17 protein-coding genes are annotated in these 21,654 nt (G+C 41.4%); 11 read left to right on the top strand and 6 right to left on the bottom strand.

Going from position 1 to position 21,654, the window contains the following annotated elements:
- Positions 1 to 34 precede the first annotated feature (34 nt).
- The 5 genes from RTL34_RS08205 to dnaA form a co-directional block, all read right to left on the bottom strand.
- On the bottom strand, positions 35 to 232 hold the full coding sequence (locus tag RTL34_RS08205) for an MntP/YtaF family protein (protein WP_062333066.1): 198 nt from the start codon (positions 230 to 232) through the stop codon (positions 35 to 37).
- Between the two features lie 95 nt (positions 233 to 327).
- Positions 328 to 2,820, bottom strand: coding sequence for a DNA topoisomerase (ATP-hydrolyzing) subunit B (gene gyrB, locus RTL34_RS08200; RefSeq protein ID WP_312116086.1), 2,493 nt, complete (start codon positions 2,818 to 2,820; stop codon positions 328 to 330).
- Positions 2,821 to 3,081: 261 nt separating this feature from the next.
- Positions 3,082 to 4,254: a DNA replication/repair protein RecF gene (recF, locus tag RTL34_RS08195; RefSeq protein ID WP_312116084.1), complete on the bottom strand. Its 1,173-nt coding sequence runs from the start codon at positions 4,252 to 4,254 to the stop codon at positions 3,082 to 3,084.
- A gap of 52 nt (positions 4,255 to 4,306) precedes the next feature.
- A complete protein-coding gene (gene dnaN / locus RTL34_RS08190) occupies positions 4,307 to 5,482 on the bottom strand; it encodes a DNA polymerase III subunit beta (RefSeq protein WP_312116082.1) in 1,176 nt (391 codons plus the stop codon).
- Positions 5,483 to 5,585: 103 nt separating this feature from the next.
- Positions 5,586 to 6,926 carry a chromosomal replication initiator protein DnaA gene (dnaA, locus tag RTL34_RS08185; RefSeq protein WP_312116081.1) on the bottom strand — a complete coding sequence of 447 codons (1,341 nt, stop codon included), beginning with the start codon at positions 6,924 to 6,926 and terminating at the stop codon, positions 5,586 to 5,588.
- Positions 6,927 to 7,428: 502 nt separating this feature from the next.
- Here dnaA and rpmH point away from each other — a divergent pair.
- The 9 genes from rpmH (at position 7,429) to RTL34_RS08140 (ending at position 16,219) form a co-directional block, all read left to right on the top strand.
- On the top strand, positions 7,429 to 7,563 hold the full coding sequence (gene rpmH, locus RTL34_RS08180; RefSeq protein ID WP_050326012.1) for a 50S ribosomal protein L34: 135 nt from the start codon (positions 7,429 to 7,431) through the stop codon (positions 7,561 to 7,563).
- A 242-nt stretch (positions 7,564 to 7,805) separates the two neighbouring features.
- Positions 7,806 to 8,243 carry a ribonuclease P protein component gene (gene rnpA, locus RTL34_RS08175; protein ID WP_095356243.1) on the top strand — a complete coding sequence of 146 codons (438 nt, stop codon included), beginning with the start codon at positions 7,806 to 7,808 and terminating at the stop codon, positions 8,241 to 8,243.
- 63 nt (positions 8,244 to 8,306) lie between these two features.
- On the top strand, positions 8,307 to 8,606 hold the full coding sequence (gene yidD, locus RTL34_RS08170) for a membrane protein insertion efficiency factor YidD (protein WP_076776917.1): 300 nt from the start codon (positions 8,307 to 8,309) through the stop codon (positions 8,604 to 8,606).
- A 181-nt stretch (positions 8,607 to 8,787) separates the two neighbouring features.
- Positions 8,788 to 10,479 (top strand): membrane protein insertase YidC, encoded by a 1,692-nt coding sequence (yidC, locus tag RTL34_RS08165; protein ID WP_312116076.1) that lies wholly within the window; start codon positions 8,788 to 8,790, stop codon positions 10,477 to 10,479.
- Between the two features lie 152 nt (positions 10,480 to 10,631).
- Positions 10,632 to 12,023 carry a tRNA uridine-5-carboxymethylaminomethyl(34) synthesis GTPase MnmE gene (mnmE, locus tag RTL34_RS08160; RefSeq protein WP_312116074.1) on the top strand — a complete coding sequence of 464 codons (1,392 nt, stop codon included), beginning with the start codon at positions 10,632 to 10,634 and terminating at the stop codon, positions 12,021 to 12,023.
- A 32-nt stretch (positions 12,024 to 12,055) separates the two neighbouring features.
- Complete coding sequence (gene nrdR / locus RTL34_RS08155) at positions 12,056 to 12,580, top strand: transcriptional regulator NrdR (protein ID WP_036601355.1); 525 nt, start codon at positions 12,056 to 12,058, stop codon at positions 12,578 to 12,580.
- A gap of 7 nt (positions 12,581 to 12,587) precedes the next feature.
- Positions 12,588 to 13,667 (top strand): bifunctional diaminohydroxyphosphoribosylaminopyrimidine deaminase/5-amino-6-(5-phosphoribosylamino)uracil reductase RibD, encoded by a 1,080-nt coding sequence (gene ribD / locus RTL34_RS08150; protein WP_312116071.1) that lies wholly within the window; start codon positions 12,588 to 12,590, stop codon positions 13,665 to 13,667.
- A 466-nt stretch (positions 13,668 to 14,133) separates the two neighbouring features.
- Positions 14,134 to 14,802: a riboflavin synthase gene (locus tag RTL34_RS08145; RefSeq protein ID WP_312116070.1), complete on the top strand. Its 669-nt coding sequence runs from the start codon at positions 14,134 to 14,136 to the stop codon at positions 14,800 to 14,802.
- A 325-nt stretch (positions 14,803 to 15,127) separates the two neighbouring features.
- Positions 15,128 to 16,219: a CAP domain-containing protein gene (locus tag RTL34_RS08140; RefSeq protein WP_312116068.1), complete on the top strand. Its 1,092-nt coding sequence runs from the start codon at positions 15,128 to 15,130 to the stop codon at positions 16,217 to 16,219.
- A 56-nt stretch (positions 16,220 to 16,275) separates the two neighbouring features.
- Here RTL34_RS08140 and RTL34_RS08135 read toward each other — a convergent pair whose 3' ends face one another.
- Positions 16,276 to 19,098, bottom strand: coding sequence for a hybrid sensor histidine kinase/response regulator (locus RTL34_RS08135; RefSeq protein WP_312116067.1), 2,823 nt, complete (start codon positions 19,096 to 19,098; stop codon positions 16,276 to 16,278).
- A 136-nt stretch (positions 19,099 to 19,234) separates the two neighbouring features.
- On the opposite strand from RTL34_RS08135, the gene fmt reads away from it, so the two are divergent.
- Both fmt and rsmB read left to right on the top strand, forming a co-directional pair.
- Positions 19,235 to 20,251 (top strand): methionyl-tRNA formyltransferase, encoded by a 1,017-nt coding sequence (gene fmt, locus RTL34_RS08130; protein WP_312116065.1) that lies wholly within the window; start codon positions 19,235 to 19,237, stop codon positions 20,249 to 20,251.
- A 15-nt stretch (positions 20,252 to 20,266) separates the two neighbouring features.
- Entirely contained in the window at positions 20,267 to 21,619 is a 1,353-nt protein-coding gene (gene rsmB, locus RTL34_RS08125) for a 16S rRNA (cytosine(967)-C(5))-methyltransferase RsmB (protein WP_312116063.1), read from the top strand.
- Positions 21,620 to 21,654 lie beyond the last annotated feature (35 nt).

Below are 21,654 nucleotides of genomic sequence, written 5' to 3'. Positions count from 1 at the left end.
TTAATTGATTATGTAGCTTATCCTAGCATATTTTTTAATCGTGAACAGGTTCTAAGATTGAACGTCCACCGAGATAACCAATCAAAGGCATCAAACCTTGAAACACGCCAAAATATACGCCTGCCATGACCGCAATTTTGGTCGTATCTTGGCGGTGTTTGGCACCGAGTCCAATCGCTACAGCAAAGGCATCCATCGATAAGGCTATCGCTAGCAGTAATAAGGCAATCATGTGATATCTCTTCTAAAAATTCAAGCTGAAATAAAACCACCTTATTACAACATAAGGTGGTTTCCATTGTATTAAAACACGACCCTAAAATTGGGTTAAATATCCAAGTTGGTCACTGTTAACGCATTCTCCTCAATAAAGGCACGACGCGGTTCTACATCATCCCCCATCAGACACGAGAACAAATGATCAGCAGCAATCGCATCTTCAATGGTGACTTTTAGCATATGGCGATTTTCTGGATCCATCGTGGTTTCCCATAATTGATCAGCGTTCATCTCGCCCAACCCTTTATAACGCTGAATCGCTAAACCACGGCGCGCATCACTCATAATAAATTGCCATAGATAACCCATGTCTTTGATCGGCAGTTTTTTATCGCCTTTAGCGACATAAGCGGTATCTGATAACATGTCTTTCCATTGGCTGGTTAAGCGATGCAAACGGCTATACTCACCTGAACCAATAAATGCGGTATCTAATAAGTACGCGTGTGGCAACTGATGGATAAAAATCGTCACGCGCGGTAGATAATAGGTTTTTTGATGATCGCCTTCTTGTTTGCTAAAGGACTCTAATTCAATTTGTGGGTCTAATCCGTCTGCCGTCACTGCTAGATTCTGCGCTAACGCTTCTACCCAATTTCGCATTTGCGCTTCATCTTCAATCATCGGTATGCTAAGTTTGCTGGTGATTGCCAACGCATCCAATACGGCGCTTGGATATTTGAGTTGCAAACGGTTTTTGATGGTCTGAGTTTGGTTATAATCATTGAGCAAGGTTTCTAGCGCTTGCCCTGTTATCGCAGGCGTACCTTCGCTCAAATGCAGCTGGGTATCGTCAATGGTTGACGACAACAAATAGGCCTTTAACGCTTCATCATCTTTGACATACAATTCTTGACGACCTTTTTTCACTTTATACAGCGGTGGCTGCGCAATATAAATATGACCACGTTCTAATAACTCTGGGGTTTGACGGAAAAAGAACGTCAGAAGCAAGGTGCGAATATGTGAACCATCCACGTCCGCATCAGTCATGATGATAATTTTGTGATAGCGTAATTTGTCAGGATTGTACTCATCAGGCCCGATGCCTGTACCCAATGCGGTAATCAAGGTACCCACTTCTTGCGACGATAGCATCTTATCAAAACGCGCACGTTCTACATTTAGAATTTTACCTTTCAGCGGCAAAATCGCCTGCATCTTACGGTTACGCCCTTGTTTGGCAGAACCACCTGCCGAGTCCCCTTCCACAATGTACAGCTCTGACATCGCAGGGTCTTTTTCTTGGCAATCAGCAAGTTTGCCTGGCAGACCTGCGATATCCAGGGTGGTTTTACGGCGAGTCATTTCACGAGCTTTACGCGCCGCTTCTCGCGCACGGGCGGCATCGATGATTTTACCAGCAATCCCTTTGGCAGCATTGGGATTTTCAAGCAGGTAAGCGCTAAACTTATCGTGCATGGCTGATTCAACCGCGGGTTTGACTTCACTTGATACTAGTTTGTCTTTGGTTTGGCTTGAGAATTTTGGGTCAGGTACTTTGACAGAAATAATCGCCGTTAGACCTTCCCGCGCATCGTCACCTGTTACCGCAACTTTTTCTTTTTTCATCAAGTTTTCGCTATCCATATAGCTATTTAGGCAGCGTGTTAACGCTGAACGAAAACCAGAAAGATGGGTACCGCCATCTTTTTGCGGGATATTGTTGGTAAAGCATAATACTTTTTCGTTGTAGCTATCTGTCCATTGCAATGCTACTTCGACGCTGATACCGTCATTTTCTTCACTGGTAAAATGAAACACGTCATTTAGCCCAGTTTTGCCTGCATTGATGTAATGAACGAACTCAGATAGACCGCCAACGTGTTCAAACTCATGGCGTTTGTCATCGCGCTCATCCGTCAATACGATGCGTACACCCGAGTTTAAAAACGACAATTCGCGTAAACGCTTGGCGAGAATTTCAAAATCAAAAATCGTGCCTGTAAAAATATCATCGCTTGGATAAAAACGCACTTGTGTGCCTGTTTGATGAGTGGCTTCAAGCTGCTCGATAGGCGCTACGGGCTCACCATCGGCATACGTTTGGGTATAGTGGTAACCGTCACGCCAGATATCGAGCACCAGTTTTTTTGATAACGCATTAACCACTGACACACCAACACCGTGCAAACCACCTGAGACTTTATAACTGTTGTCGTCAAATTTACCCCCCGCATGCAGTACTGTCATGATAACCTGCGCGGCTGACACCCCTTCTTCTGGGTGAATATCGACAGGAATACCGCGTCCATTATCTTTAACGCTGACCGATTCATCTTCGTGGATGATGATGTCAATTTGATCACAGTGACCCGCCAAGGCTTCATCAATGGCGTTATCCACCACTTCAAACACCATATGATGCAAACCTGTGCCATCGTCGGTATCGCCAATGTACATACCAGGGCGTACACGGACGGCTTCTAAGCCACGAAGTACGCGGATACTATCAGAACCATAGGCTTTACTTTCTTGATGACTTGACTGGGTAATAGATTGTTGTGTCTGATCGGCTACATTCGCAGATGTATCAGTCATGATGACTCCATAAGTTTTGCATGGCAAAAACGTCAGAACATACTCGATTTTATGGTCAAAATCGTTGATTTTTTTCTTAGTTTTTTGGCGAAAAATAAAGGGTTTATTGTAGCAAATTTTAGGGGAAAAGTCACTGAATATCCCTGCTTATGAGAGGTAAAATAGTGATTTAGCTCAGCTAAAAAGAGAGAGTTTAAGTTACATCAGTTTGAAAAAATACTTAATCATCTAACGTTAGTCACCCAAAAATGTTATTGGTTTTTATAGGTCATTTTGAATAGGTTGTGTTTCAAGCGGTAATTGTCTAACGCTTCCCTGTTCCACGTGAAACAGTTTTATATTATCGTGCCAAATCTTCTGAATATTCTCGACGATATCTTGGGTGAGACTGGTGATAAACAGCTGCGAATTCACTTGTTTTAAGCCAGTTAATAACAGCATAAGCGCGTCATTGTCCAATTCTGCTGTGATATCGTCTACCAATACCAAGGGTACTTTATCGACCTGATTGAGTAACGGCAACTGCGATAAGCGAAGCGCCATGACCAATAATTTTTTTTCACCCCGTGACAGCATATCGGTGGCAAGCAATGTCTGCTTGTGTTTATGCCCTGATCCATCAGTATGCACTAAATCTAGCACAACATTGATATCAGCCCGATGGCATCCCATACGCGTATAGCCAAGCTCAATGTCAGACGCCAAACGATTGGCTAAGGTAATGGCTAAGCCAGCTTCAGTATCAAACCCCGGTGTATAACGCAATCGTAATTTTTGGGCATACTGGGGTAAAAATTTTTGCACTTGCGCCAAAAAATAGGGCTGCCATTGTTCAATAATGTGGGCCCTTGCTTGGTGAATTTTTTCTGCATGTTGGCTTAGCTGGTAATCCCAAGCGGAGAGTTCTTGCTGTTGCAGGCTGGTTAATGAGGCGTTGCCAACATTTTGCTTTAATAAGCTGTTGCGTTGTTTTAGTAGACGCTGATAAGACAGCCAATTGGGGTGGAATGATTGTTCCACGTGAAACCCTAACCAATCTAGCATTTCACGCCTTGCTTGAATACCATCCTCTAGCTGTGCAAGGCTCACAGGCTCAAGCAATAGGGTCGGTAGCAGCTGCGCAAGTGGGCTTTGGGTCACAAGCGACTGACCATTGAGTCGTAATTGCGTGGTAGCGTCTTGGGATTTGGCAATAGCGACGGTTTGGTCATGATTGAGCTTAGCAAAAACCGTCGTATCGCTAAAACCATGCTCAATATAATGCCTCGGTTGATGATGGCGAAAACTTTTGCCGCGCGATAATAAATAGATGCTTTCTAACAGCGATGTTTTTCCGCTGCCATTTTGACCCAAGAACACATTACAACTGGTAGGTTGTAATTCTATCTTGTGAAGATTGCGAAAATGATGAATAGCTAATTCAATAATTTGCATGATTTATCTACTTAACTACTCATCACTGGATTGAAAAAAATATGCCCGCTGACTAAATACGCATTGGCATAACCACAAACTCGTGTTTGCTATCGTTGACTTGTTGTACCAATACCGAAGCATTGGCTTGGCTCATATTAAAGTCAATTTCGCCTTGCAGTACATTCAGCACATCTAGCAAATAAGCCACGTTGAATGATATCTCTAATGGCTCACCTTGATACTTAACCTCAAGCTGCTCGCTGGCTTCATCTTGCTCAGCATTGCTAGCACGTACCATCAAATTGTTATCACCTGAAAAATCAAAAATCACGCCACGCGATTTTTCGTTACTCAAAATAGCCACGCGGCGAAGCACATTCGCCAGCTGCTCTTGGCTAATACGGGCAATCTTGTTGGTCAATGACGGCATGACGCGGCGATAATCAGGGAACTTACCATCAATCAAACGCGCGGTAAAAGCCACCATGATGGCATTTTTTAGCTGACCTGTGCTATCGACTTCTCCAAAAGGGAGTAAAACTTGTAAAAATTCACGACCGACATTGAGGGTGATGTTATTATCTTGATTCGGTAGCAGGCGTTTAAGCTCTGCTAACAAACGTTGTAATTCAAGTACGGCTTTTCTTGGTAAAATTGCAGCCAGTGCCACGCTATCATCACACGCTATCACCGTACGAGCCAATGCCAAGCGATGACCATCGGTTGATACCGTTGCCAATTGCCGCTCTTTGACTTCAAACAGCATACCGGTGAGATAGTAACGCACGTCTTGCACTGCCATCGCAAAATGCGTTTTATCGAGCAAATCGACTAGGTCTTCACGGCCCAATTGGATAGGCGTGACTTGCTCGGGCTCACCCAATAGGGGAAAGTCTTGGGCAGGCAAAGTGCTGAGTTTAAAACGACTACTACCGCACACAATTAAACACTGATTGTCGTTAGCGACAGTGATAGAGACCGGTAAACCGTCGGGCAATAATTTTACGATATCTTTGAATTTGTTGGCAGGAACGGTGATTTCACCTGGTTGTTTGCACGCCGATGCTGGCAAATTAAGGGTGGCTTGTAATTCAAGCTCCAAATCTGACGCTACCATCACCAATTGAGAGTCGGTTAACGCCAATTTCATATTTCCCAAAATCACCATGTTATGGCGTTTGTCAGCGGCTTTTGAAATTAAATTAATCGCTTGTAGTAACAAATCGCGAGAGATTACTAATTGCATGGCACCGCCTCAAATCAAAATGAATGGTTTAACAAATGGAAAAATTACAATCTATTATACGGGGTAATTAACTAAAAATCTTTTTAATCGAGTTAACAAAATACTAGGTCTGTAACATTAATTTTAATGAGCGATAATCCTTATCAAACATCAGATCGCTGACACAAAGTTCTTGAACTTTCTCACAGGCGTGCATCACCGTGGTATGGTCGCGACCGCCAAATGATTGACCAATTTCTGTAAAGCTGTTGTTGGTTAGTTCACGTGCTAAACTCATAGCCACTTGCCGCGGACGAGCGATATGACGTAAACGCTTTTTACCCATCAGGTCTTTGACCGATATATCATAAAACTCAGCAACGACTTTACGAATATTATCCATACTGACCGCTTGTACACGAATGGCAATCAAATCTTTTAACGCCATTTGTACCAATTCTAAATGGATAGGCTGATTGAGCAGACGGGAAATGGCTAAAACTTTGTTCAGCGCACCTTCTAACTCTCGCACATTGGCGATGATATGCTGAGCAATAAAAATAGCGCACTCTTTTGGCAAATTCACCTCTTGCGCTTTGGATTTTTTTTGCAAAATTTGAATACGGGTTTCTAGCTCTGGCGGCTCTAACGCCACGGCCACCCCCCAAGCCAAACGTGACTTTAAACGTTCGTCAAAATCAGTCAGTGCGCTCGGGTGTTTATCAGATGCCAAAATCACTTGTTTATTTTTGCTCATAAAATCATTGAGCAATAGCAAAAACTGCTCGCTACTTTTTTGCTTGCCCGCAATCACATGAATATCATCAATAATCAATAAATCGGCTTTTTTTATTTTATCTTTAAACTCATCGATTTTTTGTTTTCTTAATGAATTCACCAGCTGGTTAACAAATTTATCGGACGTGAAGTAATAAAAACTTTTGCCTTGCTTTAAAATCTCGTGGGCAATTGCTTGCATCAAATGGGTTTTTCCCAAACCTGTCGCGCCATAAATAAACAGCGGATTATTTTTTGATTGACCCAAATTGTTGGCAGTCTCTCGGCAAATACTATAAGCGATTTGATTGGATTTTGCGGTTACAAATTGGTCAAACGTAAAATGCGGATCGATATACTGAAAAGAGCGTTGCTGCTCATTTTTTACCAGCGTCACTTTTTGCTCACCAAGGTCTTGTGTACCGACAGCATCAGTGATTGCGTTACCCTTATCAATTTGAATCTGCACCTGAATCGGTAGGGTTGGCTCAAGCTGGTGTAAAATCGTTTGAATTTGACTTAAATGATTTTTTTCAACATAGCTGGCAAAGTATTGATTAGGTACATTGACGACCATCGTGTTGTCATGCATTGAGGCGGATAATGGGCGAATCCACATGGTAAAAATATTATCAGGTACTTGATATTTTAATTCGTCAACGCACTTAAGCCATAATGCATCCGCCATAACTTCACTTTCCTAATTCAAGCATCTTCAAAATTGGTGTAATGTATCATAAAACCGCTATTTTACAAATAAAATTATTGTGGATAATAATGTGGATATAATTGTTGATAAGTTAAAAATGGAAGTTAATAACAAACTATCAACTATTTATATACAGGCTTATCAACATTATAAATAATTGTTTTTTATTATCATTTTACTATATATCCACTGAAATAGATGTGCTTAATAATAATAAATAATACTTATTTAATATATAATAATAAAAAAATTTTTTGTGGATAACTTTTTACTAAGTTGTATTTGTTATACAAAAATTTTATTTTAGATAAGCAAAATAATTGGTTGTACCAGTAATTTTAAGAAAGAAATTAATCGGTAAGCTTAGTTATCCTTGACCTATTGGTTAAAATTAAGGATAATACGAGATTAACTGTTTTGAAATTTTGTATTTTAACCGCTATCGGTTAAATGTCACGTAAATTTAGCCAAGGTGAATCGCATGAAACGCACTTTCCAACCAAGCGTAATCAAACGTAAACGTACTCACGGTTTCCGTGCTCGTATGGCTACTAAAAATGGCCGTCAAGTTTTAGCTCGTCGTCGTGCTAAAGGCCGTCATCGTTTAACGGTGTAATGTCTATTTTGTTAACTTGATTTAATGTTGATATTAAAACAGGTTATAGTAAAAAGCGATATACTTCTTATATCGCTTTTTTTATTGTTGTACTAATCGTTATGCTAGAAGTCCGTTCGTAACTAAGGATTAGCATACTCCCCTACTCTATTATTTCAGCCTGTTTTTACCCTATCTATAAAATATTTATAGCTTTGGCTTTTATTTTAATGGTGCTTTGGTATTGATTTGGACTTATCCTCATGACGGCAGACAAACCTTTTAAATTTGATAAATCACAGCGGCTGCTAACGCCTAAAGATTTTAAAGCGATGTCGGGTCGCCATACCAAAACTGGTGAAAATCAGTCACAGCCTGTTGTGATGTTTAAAATTCATCAGCCTAACTTATTGTTCTTTGTCAAAGTGGTTTTAGCCGATACCCAAAGACAAGCTGCAGTAAATCGGTTGGGTCTTGCGATCACTAAAAAGAAAGTCAAACGTGCCCATGAGCGTAATCGTATTAAGCGATTAACGCGAGAGCATTTTCGGTTGCATCAGCACCAGCTAAATGGTCAAGTTGATATTTTGTTAACTATCAAGCAGTTTTCCGATGACATGCCAAATGAAGCAATTGCGCAGCAATTAGCGATGGGCTTTAACTTAATCAACGATAAGATTAGAAAGTTGAAACGGAGTTAATTTTTTGGGCAGTTCGTAATATCTTTACTCAAATGAAGGTGATAAAAAATCTGGTCTTAATCCATGGATAAATTATTAGCAAAATTTTTGCTGGGTATGATTATATTTTATCAGCGTTTGATTAGCCCATGGTTGGCACCTCGTTGCCGGTTTTATCCAACGTGCTCTAGCTATGGTTTAGAGGCGGTAAGATTGCATGGGGGGTACCGGGGTGGGATATTGACAGTCAAGCGTATCGCGCGCTGCCATCCTTGGGGTGGGCATGGGATTGATTTTGTCCCTAAGCCATTATATCGCTACCGCTATCATTATATTAACACACGCCCGTCTTACTTTTTTGTATATGCTTACCACTATCATTAATTGATGTAGATAATTAAATTATAAAAATTTGTCGCCAGTCTCAAATAGCGTAATCGAGTCAACTATTTATAGAATATCTTTTTTAACTTTTTTTTAGTAGAATGTCTTCTATTTTTTAATTGTTTTTACTTTATTAGCAACTAGTGATTTTAAGCAATATCATTAGATAGGATAGCTATATATGCAAAAAATTTTACGGACATTGATTATTATCGCAATGTTGATTACGGGTTATTTGCTGATTCTGGCATGGCGGGATGATTATACCAATGTAAATAAACCCGTGGCGATAACCCCAACAACCACAGCCGTGAGTAGCAATGATGTGCCAGTGGCGGGGGCTTCAGGTACGCCAACGGGTGATATTCCCGCGGCAACGGCAACCACGCCAACCCCAGCTGCTACTACCCAGAAAACGGGCGCACAGCTCATTAGCGTGATGACGGACAAATATGATCTTCGTATTAATCCAGTGGGTGGCGATGTGGTATACGCGGCGCTTCGAGAGCAGACCCAGACATTAAATAGCAACCAACCGTTTGTACTCCTTGAAGAAGATAGTAATCGCGTATATGTGGCTCAGTCAGGGTTAATTGGTGCCAATGGTATTGATAATAGCAATGGCCGTGCGACTTTTACCGCGCCTAGTAACCAATTTGTCATGCAACCTAATCAAGCCGAATTGGTCGTGCCTTTAACTTATCAAAAAGATGGCGTAACCGTCATCAAATCCTATAAGTTTACCAAAGGTCAATATCCTATCAACGTCAGCTATAACATCACCAATAACGGTACGCAGCCTTGGCAAGGACAAATGTATGCGCAGTTAAAACGTGATAATAGCGAAGACCCAGGTAAAGGTGACAAAGGCGCAATTAGCCTATCGACTTACCTAGGTGGCGCATGGGGTACACCAGATCAGCCTTACAACAAACTCAAGTTTGGTAATTTTAATGAGGGTTTAAAAGCCAGCAGTGATAAAGGCTGGATTGGCATGGTACAGCATTATTTTGTCACCGCTTGGATGCCAAAGGATTACACAGCAAATTTTTATAGCCGTGAAGCTGGCAAAGATCACATTATCGGGTTCACCAGTAACCCTGTGTCAGTCGCTCCCAACAAACAAGTGACGTTAACGTCTGCCCTGTATGCAGGTCCAAAAATTCAAACCAACTTAAAACCTTTGGCAGAGGGGTTAGATAAAACTGTTGATTACGGTATCTTATGGCCGATTTCAAAAGTGCTATTTTGGATTTTGGATAATGTACATAAAGTCTTGGGTAACTGGGGTTGGTCAATTATTGCACTCACTTTATTGGTAAAAATCGCGTTAATGCCTATCGCCAATAAAAGCTATCACTCGATGGCAAAAATGCGCGCAGTGGCACCACGATTACAAGCCCTAAAAGAAGAATATGGTGATGACCGTATGCGTATGTCACAAGAGATGATGCGCATCTACAAAGAAGAAAAAGTCAATCCGATGGCAGGTTGTTTACCTGTATTGCTGCAAATGCCGATTTTCTTGGCGTTGTATTGGGTACTGGTCGAATCGGTCCAATTACGCCATGCCCCTTGGATTGGTTGGATTCGTGACTTATCATCCATGGATCCATTGTTTATCTTGCCACTCATTATGGGCGCGGCGATGTTTTTCCAGCAGATGCTAAACCCACAGCCGCAAGATCCTATGCAAGCCCGTGTGATGAAATTTATGCCGATTATTTTCACCGTGTTTATGCTATTCTTCCCAGCGGGTCTAGTGCTGTATTGGACGGTCAACAACTTGTTTAGTATGGCGCAGCAATACTTTATCAATAAAAAAGTTGAGCGTGAGCAAGCAGCAAAAGAGGCAGCACGTAACGTGGTGTAAATCCATCAATCAGTAAGTTATCCACCCTTTAAACCGTTGTTTAAAGGGTTTTTTATTGGCAAAAAATAATCATGTTGTAATCAGTGAGTGGATGTTAAAATATCAGTATTAAGTCAATGCTGACTACCCGAAATGTTAGATTGTAAAAAATTATGTTAAATAACTCTCAGACAGCGCTTACTTCAACCATTGCCGCCATTGCAACTCCAATGGGTCGTGGTGGAGTTGGTGTGATACGCCTATCAGGTTCAAACAGTTACCAAATTGCCTTGGCATTGACAGGTCGTCAAGCTTTCAAACCGCGATTTGCCCATTTTTGCCGATTTTATGATAGTGATAATACGGTGATTGATGAGGGATTGGTGTTATATTTCCCTGCCCCCCATTCTTTTACAGGTGAAGATGTGATTGAGTTGCAAGGTCACGGTGGTATGATTTTGCAGCAGCAACTTTTGACCCGTGTATTTGAATTGGGTGCAAATCAAGCGGTAGCCGGCGAGTTTTCGGCGCGGGCTTTTGATAATGATAAGCTTGATTTGGTACAAGCAGAAGCGATTGCTGATGCCATTGATGCCACCAGTGTGGCTGCCGCAAAAAGTGCCATGCGCTCGTTGACTGGTGAGTTTTCACAAAAAATTAATGCGCTGCTTGAGCAGTTAATTCAGCTACGGCTGTATGTTGAAGCCGCTATTGATTTCCCCGATGAAGAAGGGGTTGATTTTTTGGCAGATGAGCATATCGCCAAGCAATTACGCCAAGTTTGTGAGCAATTAAACAATGTGTTAGCCACTGCCAAACAAGGGCAGCTGCTGCGAGATGGTGTCTCAGTTGTGATTGCAGGGCGACCCAATGCGGGAAAATCTAGCTTGCTCAATCGCTTAGCAGGGCAAGAGCGTGCCATTGTGACCGATATTGCCGGGACAACCCGTGATATCCTACAAGAAACCATTGTGTTAAATGGTCTAACGCTGAATTTGACCGATACCGCTGGGCTACGTCACACCGATGATATTGTGGAACAGGCGGGCATTGAGCGAGCACGACAAGCCATCACCCAAGCTGATTTACTGCTTATGGTGTATGATGCGCACCGTGAGCATGAGCCGTTACGATTGGCGACGGAATTATTTGGTAGCTTACCCAATGCCAATTCGATATTAATGATTGCCAACAAAATTGATTTATCCGACAATCACCAAAATTTGCCCAAGCAATTTTCATCACAAGAGCAGATTTATCACCCCGTCTATGTGTCTTGTAAATATGGTACAGGGCTTGAAGAATTGGTCAATCAAATCTGTGATAAAGTCGGTTTTCACCCCCCTGAAAATAGCTTAATTGCACGAACCCGCCATCTTGATGCGCTGCGCCGTACCCAAATGGCGCTGCAAGAAGCCGATGAACAACTGCATTTGTTTCATGCGGGTGAATTGGTGGCGGAAAGCCTACGCCAAGCACAGATTAGCCTCAACGAAATCACCGGTGAATTTACCGCCGATGATTTATTGGGTAAGATTTTTGGCAGTTTTTGTATTGGCAAATAAATTAAAAGCTTTAAACTTAGCTAGGAAATCGCATGCACTGTCCATTTTGTAATGCTGAAGATACCAAAGTCATTGATTCAAGACTCGCGGCAGAAGGGGCGCAGGTACGCCGTCGTCGTCAGTGTACCGCGTGCCAAGAGCGATTTACTACATTTGAAATCATTGAGGCAGTAATGCCCCGTATCATCAAATCCAATGGTCGTATTGAGCCGTATGATGGACAAAAACTGCGTCGCTCAGTGCAGCTACCGTTACAAAAACGTCCAATATCGACCGACAACATTGAAGCCATGATTAGCCGTATTGAAAAACAGCTCAGGCAGCTCGGCGAGCGTGAGGTGCCCAGTAAAATTTTAGGTGAAATCGTCATGAAAGAGCTAAGCCAAATTGACGATGTCGCCTACGTTCGATTTGCTAGCGTCTATCGTGATTTTCAAGATATTGAAGCGTTTAAACACATGGTGTCAAACCTCACCACTGATGCCAATAAACAAGAAATCAATCAACGTATCGAAGATTTGACTCACCCACACAAGCTCAAACATCTACAATCCTAAGTTTTTTATGACGGCAACTTTATCGTCCGCTGAGCGCTATCAGCACCAATACTACATGTCACGCGCCATTGAGCTGGCTAAAAAAGGACGTTTCACCACCCGTCCCAATCCTAATGTCGGCTGCGTCATTGTCAAAGATAATCAAGTCATTGGCGAAGGTTTTCACTATCAAGCAGGACAACCCCACGCCGAAGTATTTGCCCTTCGCCAAGCGTATGAGCATGATGCCAAGCAATTGCAAGGTGCAACAGCGTATGTCACGCTTGAACCTTGTAGCCATCATGGACGTACTCCGCCCTGTGCTGATGCGCTAATCAAAGCGGGTATCAGCCGTGTTGTGATTGCTGTTGTCGATCCTAATCCTAAAGTCGATGGTGGTGGTATTGCCAAACTGCATCAGGCAGGTATCGAAGTCATTACCGGTATTTGTGAGCAAGCGGCTTATCAATTAAATGAAGGCTTTTTTAAAGTCATGCGTGGCGGCTTGCCTTTTGTGCGCTTAAAGATAGCGACAAGTTTGGATGGACGCACCGCGATGGCAAATGGCGAGTCAAAATGGATAACCAGCGACCAATCACGCGAGGATGTACAGCGTTTACGAGCGCAGGCAGGGGCGATTATTACGGGGAGCGAAACCATCCTACAAGACCATCCTGCGCTAAATATCCGTAGTCAGCAATTAGGGGTAAATTTAGACGACATACCCCAGCCGCTATTGGTAGTGCTTGACCGTCGTCAACGCATCCAAATGACGGATGCATGGTACCAAAGTCAAATCAACAAGCGTCCCGTTTTGCTTATCCAAGACGCAACTATGAGCTTAACCCAACTACTCACTATTTTAAAAGATAATTACCAAATCAATGATGTGTTGGTTGAAGCGGGTGCGACGGTCGCTGCTAGTTTTTTACAACAAGGTTTGGTAGATGAATTAGTCGTGTATCAAGCGCCATGCATTTTGGGTAACAATGCTAAGCCCATGATTAACTTTACGGCACAGCATATGTACCAACAAATGGTCGCTTCACTGGTTTCACATGAAACAATGGGCAATGATATCAAACTAATCTATCGCTTTGATAAGTAAATCCACACAATCTGCTAGTTAAATCTTGCTAAAAAAATTGGTTAAACTGTTATATTGTTTGCTTTTTAAAACTTATCCACATTGTTAGCTAAATTTAATGAAAGCGTTAAAACCAGCATTTCTTTTGTGGATAAGTGTTTCACATGAAACAATGATTAGAGTCGGATTTTAATGTAATGCTAGAGTATAAGCGGTGTTTCACATGAAACATCCGACAAAATACCCGTTACCTATCACAATTATGACCAGTGGATAAGTAGATAAATAAGGTCATAAGTAGTCTGTGAGGTTAAATTATCCACCAAAAGCTAGCTCTATCATTTTAATTTTTTGAACGCTTGATGCCCAATTTAAATTACAGCTGATTTTTGATTATAATTTAACTATTCTAAATAATATTTTATGTTTGTGATAGTTGTAAAAGTACATTAAAATGCATTGTTATGATAAAAAATTAGGATAAACAATGTTCACAGGTATTATTGAAGCCACTGGAAAAATCGTTGCGATTACGCCAACACAGGGTGATGTACGCTTAAAAGTTCAATCTGACTATTTGGACTTTGCTGATGTCAAATTGGGTGACTCGATTGCAAGTAACGGGATTTGTCTCACTGTTGTAGAACAAGGTAAAGACTGGTACGCCGTTGATGTTTCACGTGAAACACTAAATAAAACAGCGATGCAACAATGGCAAGTTGGCGATGTATTAAACCTTGAAAAAGCCATGTTGCCTACCACACGATTTGGCGGACACATTGTCACCGGTCATGTTGATACCACGGGTACGGTTAAACTTATAAAAAATGATTCGCGCTCGATTTATATAGAGATTGAGATTCCAAGCGAGTTTACCAAATATGTCGCTACCAAGGGTTCTGTAACGGTCGATGGTATTAGCCTGACCAGTAATTTGGTAGAAGGTAATGTGATTAGTTTAAATATCATCCCCCATACAGCGCAGGTCACCAATATAGGCAGGCATTGGAAAGTGGCAACAAAAGTCAATATTGAGGTGGATGTGGTAGCCAGATATTTAGAAAAGCTTCTTGTGTCAACACCCGACAACATGTCAAATTCTAACCATGAAGGCATTACCTTAAATTTCCTACAACAAAATGGATTTAGCAAATAACACCGATATATCCCCTGCTAAACTTTTAGCCGAACAAAAATCGTAAAATTTTCAGTTTTAGGTGGTAAACACGATGCGCTTACTTTAATGGCTACAAAGGTCGCTGATTAAGGGATATTGGTGGCTAAATGATATTGATAGTTAAAAATAACAAATAGCCAGTTGCTAATCGCAAAGCATAAATTTGTCAGCAATTGACGAAAAATTTTGAGTATGGTGAAAGATTGAACTTCTTTTTTCTCGAAAAAAGTGTAACAATAACTCAATCAAATCAATCTGTAATGATACATACTGAAACATGAGGTTAAGGTTATAGGAAGTTTAAATGGACACGCTACTATCAAATAATTTTTTCAACCGTGCTATCATGTTAACACTGTTAGCGACTTTATTAACCGCTTGTGGCGACGGAGGAAGCGGTAACAGCGATAGCTCATCAACCCCATCATCAACCACTTCCCCAACCCCTATTCCTAACTCTACAACTAATAGCACAGTAGAATTGGCTGCGATAAAGTTGTTGAATGAAAATCGCAGTCAGTGTGGCTTTGGTAGTCTAACAGCCAATCAGAATCTTAACCTTACAGCAATGAATCATGCTAGCTATATGGCATCGGTAACTGAAACAAATAAACAGCCATTTGCAAGTCATGAAGAGCGAGTTGAAACGGGTTTATTAGATACAGGGATTACCAACCCCTATTATTCAGGTATTGATTTAGCCACTAGACTAAATCCCTCTACCTTGGGTAAAAAAGCAGTTAGCACTCATTACGATTATCAAGCGCAAGGTGAGAATATTTCGTTATCAAACTTCTCCACTAAGGATAGTAGTTATACGATAGATGACACTGCCAAAGTCGAAGCCATGTTATATCATTTATTTGCTGCACCTTATCATTTGCGCAGTTTAGTTTATCCGCAATTTACTGAGGTAGGATTAAGCTATCAATTAGTCAAATGGACCGCCAATAATGAAATTAATCATACAAGTCTATTAGAAATCGTATCTGCGTTACCTTTCAGCCAAAAATATATAGAAAATACCAAGCTTTTGAATTTCCCTTGTGATGGGGTTACTACTGACTATGAACTCAGAGATGAAACCCCGAACCCATTTGGTACAACCCGAGATTTAAAAGACCATCCGACTGGACAACCTGTATATGTGTTAGCACCTTTTGATAAAACTATCGCTGAGGCGACAGCCGCAATAACGCAAAATGGTACGTCGATAGGCATGATACATACGCTCACAAGCCTCTCTGACCCCAATAAACTATTAAGTAAAAATGAAGTCATCTTCATCCCAGATTTACCGCTTAAACCCAATACTGGCTACCAAGTCAGTTACCAACTGGTTTATAATGATGGGCAAAAAACCACCAACCAATTTACTTTTAAAACTCGACCCTAATAACGTTTTACTTCAAACAAAAAAAGACCAAGTTAATTTGGTCTTTTTTTATTGTCTCAGACCATGTAATGATTGATGGCTTCGATGAGTTTTTGCTTATTGATAGGTTTGGTCAAAAAACTGTCCATGCCCGCTTCTAAACAGATATTTCTATCATCATCAGAATCGTTGGCGGTTAGGGCAACAATAGGCACACTATCTTTATTGAGACGAATAATACGTGTGGCTTCAATACCATCTAAGATTGGCATACGACAGTCCATCAACACAAGTCCGATTCGCTGACGATTTTCACTGAGTAACTTAACCGCTTGCTCGCCATCATCGGCTACAAGATAGCGATAACCCAAGGTTTCCAAATGTTTTTTGGCAATTTTTTGGTTAACGGGGTTGTCTTCTGCTATTAGTATCAATTTTTGACTAGAGTGATGCGCATCGGTTGGGCTATCAACACTCGTTTGCCCATTATCAAATAATTGAATTGGTGTATCCAATAAAACATTATAGTTATTAACGGGTGGTGGTGCGGATGCTACGGTAACGCTAGAATGAGAGAGATTAGGGTACTGCTGCAAAAATTGCTTAAATGCCAGTTGTACAGGGAGATGGGTGTTGGTTTTTTCTTTTTTGATTTTTAACGCATATAGATGATTCACCTCCGCAATCAAGTGGCTTAAAGACGCAGGTTTTTGCAAATACCCATCAAATTGTAATTGGTGTTCGGGTGGCAAAGTTTTGGGGGATTCAATACTTAAAATAATTTTAATCGCATCAGCATAAAAATGAATATTATCTAATAAGTGGTTATTGGCTTTAAGTGCTACATCATCAATCACAAACACCGGCATCAAGCCTTGCAAATCAAGGTTATTAATCGTATCGATAACGGCTTCATCAATAGCTGTGAAGATATGGTGCGGCAATTCCACATAATTTAGCACTTTATTCACTCGCTCAAAGATAGAAAATGGCGAGATAATAATCAGTGTTACCCTTAAATTACCAGTTTTATATTGGTAAGCAGACTGCAGACTAAACTTTGGAATCGGTAAAAATAGTTGGAATTCACTGCCTTCACCAAATTGACTTTCTAAATGAATAAACCCGCCCAATAAATGTGAAAAACTATTGGAAATAGCTAAACCAAGCCCCGTACCGCCAAATTGCCGACTAATGGAATCATTGGCTTGACCAAAGTAGGAAAATAACTTTTGTTGGTCTTTTTCTGTAATGCCTAAGCCGGTATCTTTTACTGATATTTTTAACCAATCTTTGCTGACAGCGGCATTTTGGCTAGTTTTAGCCTTGATTAATGGGTGATGGCTATCGATTTTATCAACCGTGATAGCCACGTAGCCCTCTCGGGTAAATTTCACCGCATTGGTCAATAAGTTTAAAATAATTTGGCGTAATTTACCTTCATCACAATCAATAAAACGGGGGGTAAGGGGATCCACAAAAATATACAGACTAATTTTTTGACGTCGGGCATTACCAAGCATCAGCTCAGTGGTTTGGCGTAGTAACTTCAAGAGATCAATAGACGTGACATTGGTTTGTAGCTTGCCTGCGTCTAATTTGGCAACATCTAGCATATCATTGAGCAGTTGAATCATGGTCTGGCTAGATTGTTGCAGGGTTGCGATGGTTTCTTGTTGCTCGCTATTAAACTGCGCTTTATCTTCAGCAAGTAAATCTATCATGCCGACTAGACCACTGAGTGGAGTACGCAATTCATGTCCCACTACTGCCCACATTTTATTAAAACTGGTTAATTTATCGGCAGTAAATTTATCTTCGACCCACGCTTTTTGCAGCTTATCGTGATAATCGGTGGTATCTTGTAAGCCACAGCTATAACCTTGTAATTGACCAAAACGGTTATAATACGGGGTAATGCGTAAATCAAAATACAGATTTCGCTGTAGATTGGTCACGGGTAAGGTCGCATAAGTCTGAATATTCTCGAGCGAATTTAGTAACTGCTGCGTGGTTTTATTGGCACCGGTGATAAAGTCGCTGAGAATATACATCGACCCCGGTTGAAACGGGGTATAAAACACTTGTGAAAATTTATGATTAAAGTAAACAATCCGACCATTTCTGCTCATGATAAATAGCAAAATTGGTGAAGTATCAATCAAAATATTTTGTCGATAGGTTAACTCGCGAACCTTATCATAATATTGCCCCATCTTATAAGCATGACGATTAAACAGCTGAGATAAATAGCGTAATTCAGGGTGGTCACGAAACTCATGAAGCTTGGCAGGCTGATAACCTTGACTAATTTGCAATTGCAAATTTTGGGCATAATCGAGAAATTTATACCAAATCTCGTAAGTCTTTCGCAGCTGAATCATCACATATAAAAATAGGCAAAGCCCTAGTAGCAGCGGCAGCAAATAGATAGGGTTGGCAAAATTACTCCAAAGTGGGAAGTATTGTACTTTAACGTATAGGCGGTAACCCTCTGCCAGATTCTGCCAAACTTCAAAGCCACGATCATCATAAAATATTTTATTGCTTTGTTTGGCGGATAGCGTCCAATTGGGTAAGGCGTCAGAGAAATCGTTATGGTTGTTTTTGACGACGGTAGTATCACCCGTTGGCTCAAAGACAATCAACTGATAATTTTCAATCACTTCATGTTGGTTTAAATTAACCTGACTCCAATCGTGCTCACCGTGGGTAATTTTATGATTGAGTTTATCAACCAGTTCAACGAGGTAGCTTTTGCCAAGCTGCTGTTGCTGCTGCAACGCATAAAGCCAAAGCAGTCCATAACCTGCCACTATTAGTATCAGCTCGATAGCCACCAAGGTTATGATGAGTCGCCGAGCTGCTGGGCGATTGTAGAGAGAAAACTGGTTTGACACAGCGTGATATACCCAATAAAGAAAACGGTCAATGAAGGTAAAAGAAAAAAACCCATCATCACAATGCTAGATTTAAGTATTGTGCCAATTCATATTATAATAGCAGAAATTTATTGTATTTAAGACGAAATTTATCATGTCTCAAACCCCGCTTAGGGTTGTATTTGCTGGTACACCCGAATTTGCTAAAGTTGCCTTACAAGCACTCATCAGTCACCAAAAAGCCCTTAATATTGACATTGTGGCAGTCTATACACAACCTGACCGCAAATCTGGTCGTGGGCAAAAAATTAGCACATCCCCCGTGAAAGCACTTGCCTTAGCAAATAACATTGCGGTAGAACAACCTGAAAGCTTTAGCTTAAAATCAGCCAATGGGAGTGTTTCACGTGAAACACTTAAACACTATCGCCCCGATATTATGGTGGTGGCTGCGTACGGATTGATTTTACCATTTGGCGTACTACATACCCCAAAATTTGGCTGCATCAATATTCATGGCTCATTATTGCCACGCTGGCGTGGTGCAGCGCCCATTCAGCGTGCGATTTTAGCGGGTGACGATACTACAGGCATTACCATTATGCAAATGGCGCAGGGACTTGATACGGGCGATATGCTGTATAAAATAGAATGCCCGATCACTGACACAGATACCACCCAACTATTGCATGATAAATTAGCCAAATTAGGCGGTGAAGCCATTGTGACGGTGCTGTCTGATGTAGAAAACTATCAACAAAAAGCCGAAAAACAAGACGACGCTTTGGCTAATTATGCCGAGAAAATCACCACGGCAGAGGGTGAGATTAACTGGCAAAATGATGCCATCAGTATTCAGCGTCAAATCCGTGCGTTAAATGCCTTTACCTATCTTGATGAACATAAAGACCCCAATCAGCGTATCAAAATAATAGAAGCAGCACCCATTAAACTTGACCAACAAACCCATGAACCTGCAGGTAAAATCGTCAGTGTGGGTCGTAATGCAATTTTGGTCGCCTGTGGCAAAAACGCGACCAACCACCAACATCAGAGTGTGCAACATCTGATTAATATCACCCAAATGCAGTGGCCAGGGGGTAAGCCGTTAACCGCTGAGCAAATTGCCAATGGAGATAAACTCAACGATGGTGATATTTTTCACTCATAACCAATTAGGCACATCATGACCCAATTACATTCTCAGCTTAACACTCGCGCCAAAGTTGTCGCCACCCTTGAGCGTATCCAACAAGGCGAATCATTGGCTAGCTTGCTTGACCCACTACTCAACCAAGTGAGCGAAAAAGACAAAGGCTTTGCCCATGAATTATTGCTTGGCACGCTGCGTCAATGGTGGGCACTCGCTCGTATTGGTGAAAGCTTGATTGAGCATGAAGTCACTGACAAAGGCGTATGGGCAGCCCTCAATATCGGACTGTACCAACTGCTGTACATGGACACGCCAGATTACGCGGCGATTGGTGAAACAGTCGAAGCAGTCAAACAACTGGATAAAGGTTACGGTGCTGGACTTATCAATGCCATACTGCGAAAGGTGCAAAAAAACCCTGCCAAATTTGCCAAAAAAATTGAGAAAAACCACAGTCTACCAAATTGGCTTGCCAAACAGCTCAAACAGGATTGGGGTGAATACTATGCCGAGCTTGGGCAAGCGCTTCGCCAACCTGCGCCCATATTCTTACGCGTCAATCGCAAATTTTGTAGTGTAGAGGATTATGCCGATATATTAACCCAACAAGGCATCGGTTTTGCCCTAGTGTTCATTGGCATTGAGAAAGTGCAAACCATTCAACTCACTGACGCTATAAGAATCACTGATTTGCCTAAATTTGCCGAAGGATGGGTCAGTGTGCAAGACAAACACGCCCAGTTATCAGCACATATTTTGGCAAGCCTCGCCTTGGATAAATCTTTGAGGTTACTAGATGCTTGCACTGCGCCGGGAGGTAAACTGGCGCATTTATTGGAGCTTGAGCAGTCAAAAACGTTTCACGTGAAACATCAAAATATCGCGCATGTAATCGCTTTGGACAATGATGAAAAACGTTTACAACGGGTAAGCCAAAATCTTGAGCGTTTGCAGTTAAACCAAGAAAATGTACAATTGGTGTGTGAGGATGCTGCAACGTTTCAAGCACATACCCAATTTGATGTGATAGTGCTTGATGCACCTTGCACTGCAACGGGGGTGATTCGCCGCCATCCTGATATTGCATTGCTACGTACTGAAGAAGATGTGGGGCAGACTGCCGCGTTACAAGCGAATATTTTAGCCAACTGTTGGCATAATTTAGCTACTAACGGCTATCTACTCTATATCACTTGCTCGATGTTAAAAGCAGAGAATGAAGACCAATTACAAGCGTTTTTAGCCACACACAAAGAGGCGCAAATCGTGGATTTTAGCCTTAATTTACCTAACCAAATCAAACGGGACATCGGTTATCAATGCTTGCCGCTTCATCAAAACGATGGCGATGGTTTTTATTATGCCTTACTGCAAAAACGTGGCTAAAAAATTGGCATTCATCGCAATGCTAGGTTTATGCT

Origin of the sequence: Moraxella sp. CTOTU47915, from assembly GCF_031986685.1 — a bacterium.
Classification (GTDB): Bacteria; Pseudomonadota; Gammaproteobacteria; order Pseudomonadales; family Moraxellaceae; genus Faucicola; species Faucicola tetraodonis.
The sequence above is the reverse complement of the archived record's forward strand: the minus strand, read 5'-3'. Positions and strand labels throughout refer to the sequence as shown.

Bases quoted from the DNA above. Each gene is read 5' to 3' on its own strand.
- dnaN (WP_312116082.1), bottom strand. From the start codon at position 5,482: ATGCAATTAGTAATCTCTCGCGATTTGTTACTACAAGCGATTAATTTA.
- mnmE (WP_312116074.1), top strand. From the start codon at position 10,632: ATGTTAAATAACTCTCAGACAGCGCTTACTTCAACCATTGCCGCCATT.
- recF (WP_312116084.1), bottom strand. From the start codon at position 4,254: ATGCAAATTATTGAATTAGCTATTCATCATTTTCGCAATCTTCACAAG.
- RTL34_RS08145 (WP_312116070.1), top strand. From the start codon at position 14,134: ATGTTCACAGGTATTATTGAAGCCACTGGAAAAATCGTTGCGATTACG.
- RTL34_RS08140 (WP_312116068.1), top strand. From the start codon at position 15,128: ATGGACACGCTACTATCAAATAATTTTTTCAACCGTGCTATCATGTTA.
- rpmH (WP_050326012.1), top strand. From the start codon at position 7,429: ATGAAACGCACTTTCCAACCAAGCGTAATCAAACGTAAACGTACTCAC.
- nrdR (WP_036601355.1), top strand. From the start codon at position 12,056: ATGCACTGTCCATTTTGTAATGCTGAAGATACCAAAGTCATTGATTCA.
- RTL34_RS08205 (WP_062333066.1), bottom strand. From the start codon at position 232: ATGATTGCCTTATTACTGCTAGCGATAGCCTTATCGATGGATGCCTTT.
- yidC (WP_312116076.1), top strand. From the start codon at position 8,788: ATGCAAAAAATTTTACGGACATTGATTATTATCGCAATGTTGATTACG.
- yidD (WP_076776917.1), top strand. From the start codon at position 8,307: ATGGATAAATTATTAGCAAAATTTTTGCTGGGTATGATTATATTTTAT.
- dnaA (WP_312116081.1), bottom strand. From the start codon at position 6,926: ATGGCGGATGCATTATGGCTTAAGTGCGTTGACGAATTAAAATATCAA.
- ribD (WP_312116071.1), top strand. From the start codon at position 12,588: ATGACGGCAACTTTATCGTCCGCTGAGCGCTATCAGCACCAATACTAC.
- rsmB (WP_312116063.1), top strand. From the start codon at position 20,267: ATGACCCAATTACATTCTCAGCTTAACACTCGCGCCAAAGTTGTCGCC.
- rnpA (WP_095356243.1), top strand. From the start codon at position 7,806: ATGACGGCAGACAAACCTTTTAAATTTGATAAATCACAGCGGCTGCTA.
- fmt (WP_312116065.1), top strand. From the start codon at position 19,235: ATGTCTCAAACCCCGCTTAGGGTTGTATTTGCTGGTACACCCGAATTT.
- gyrB (WP_312116086.1), bottom strand. From the start codon at position 2,820: ATGACTGATACATCTGCGAATGTAGCCGATCAGACACAACAATCTATT.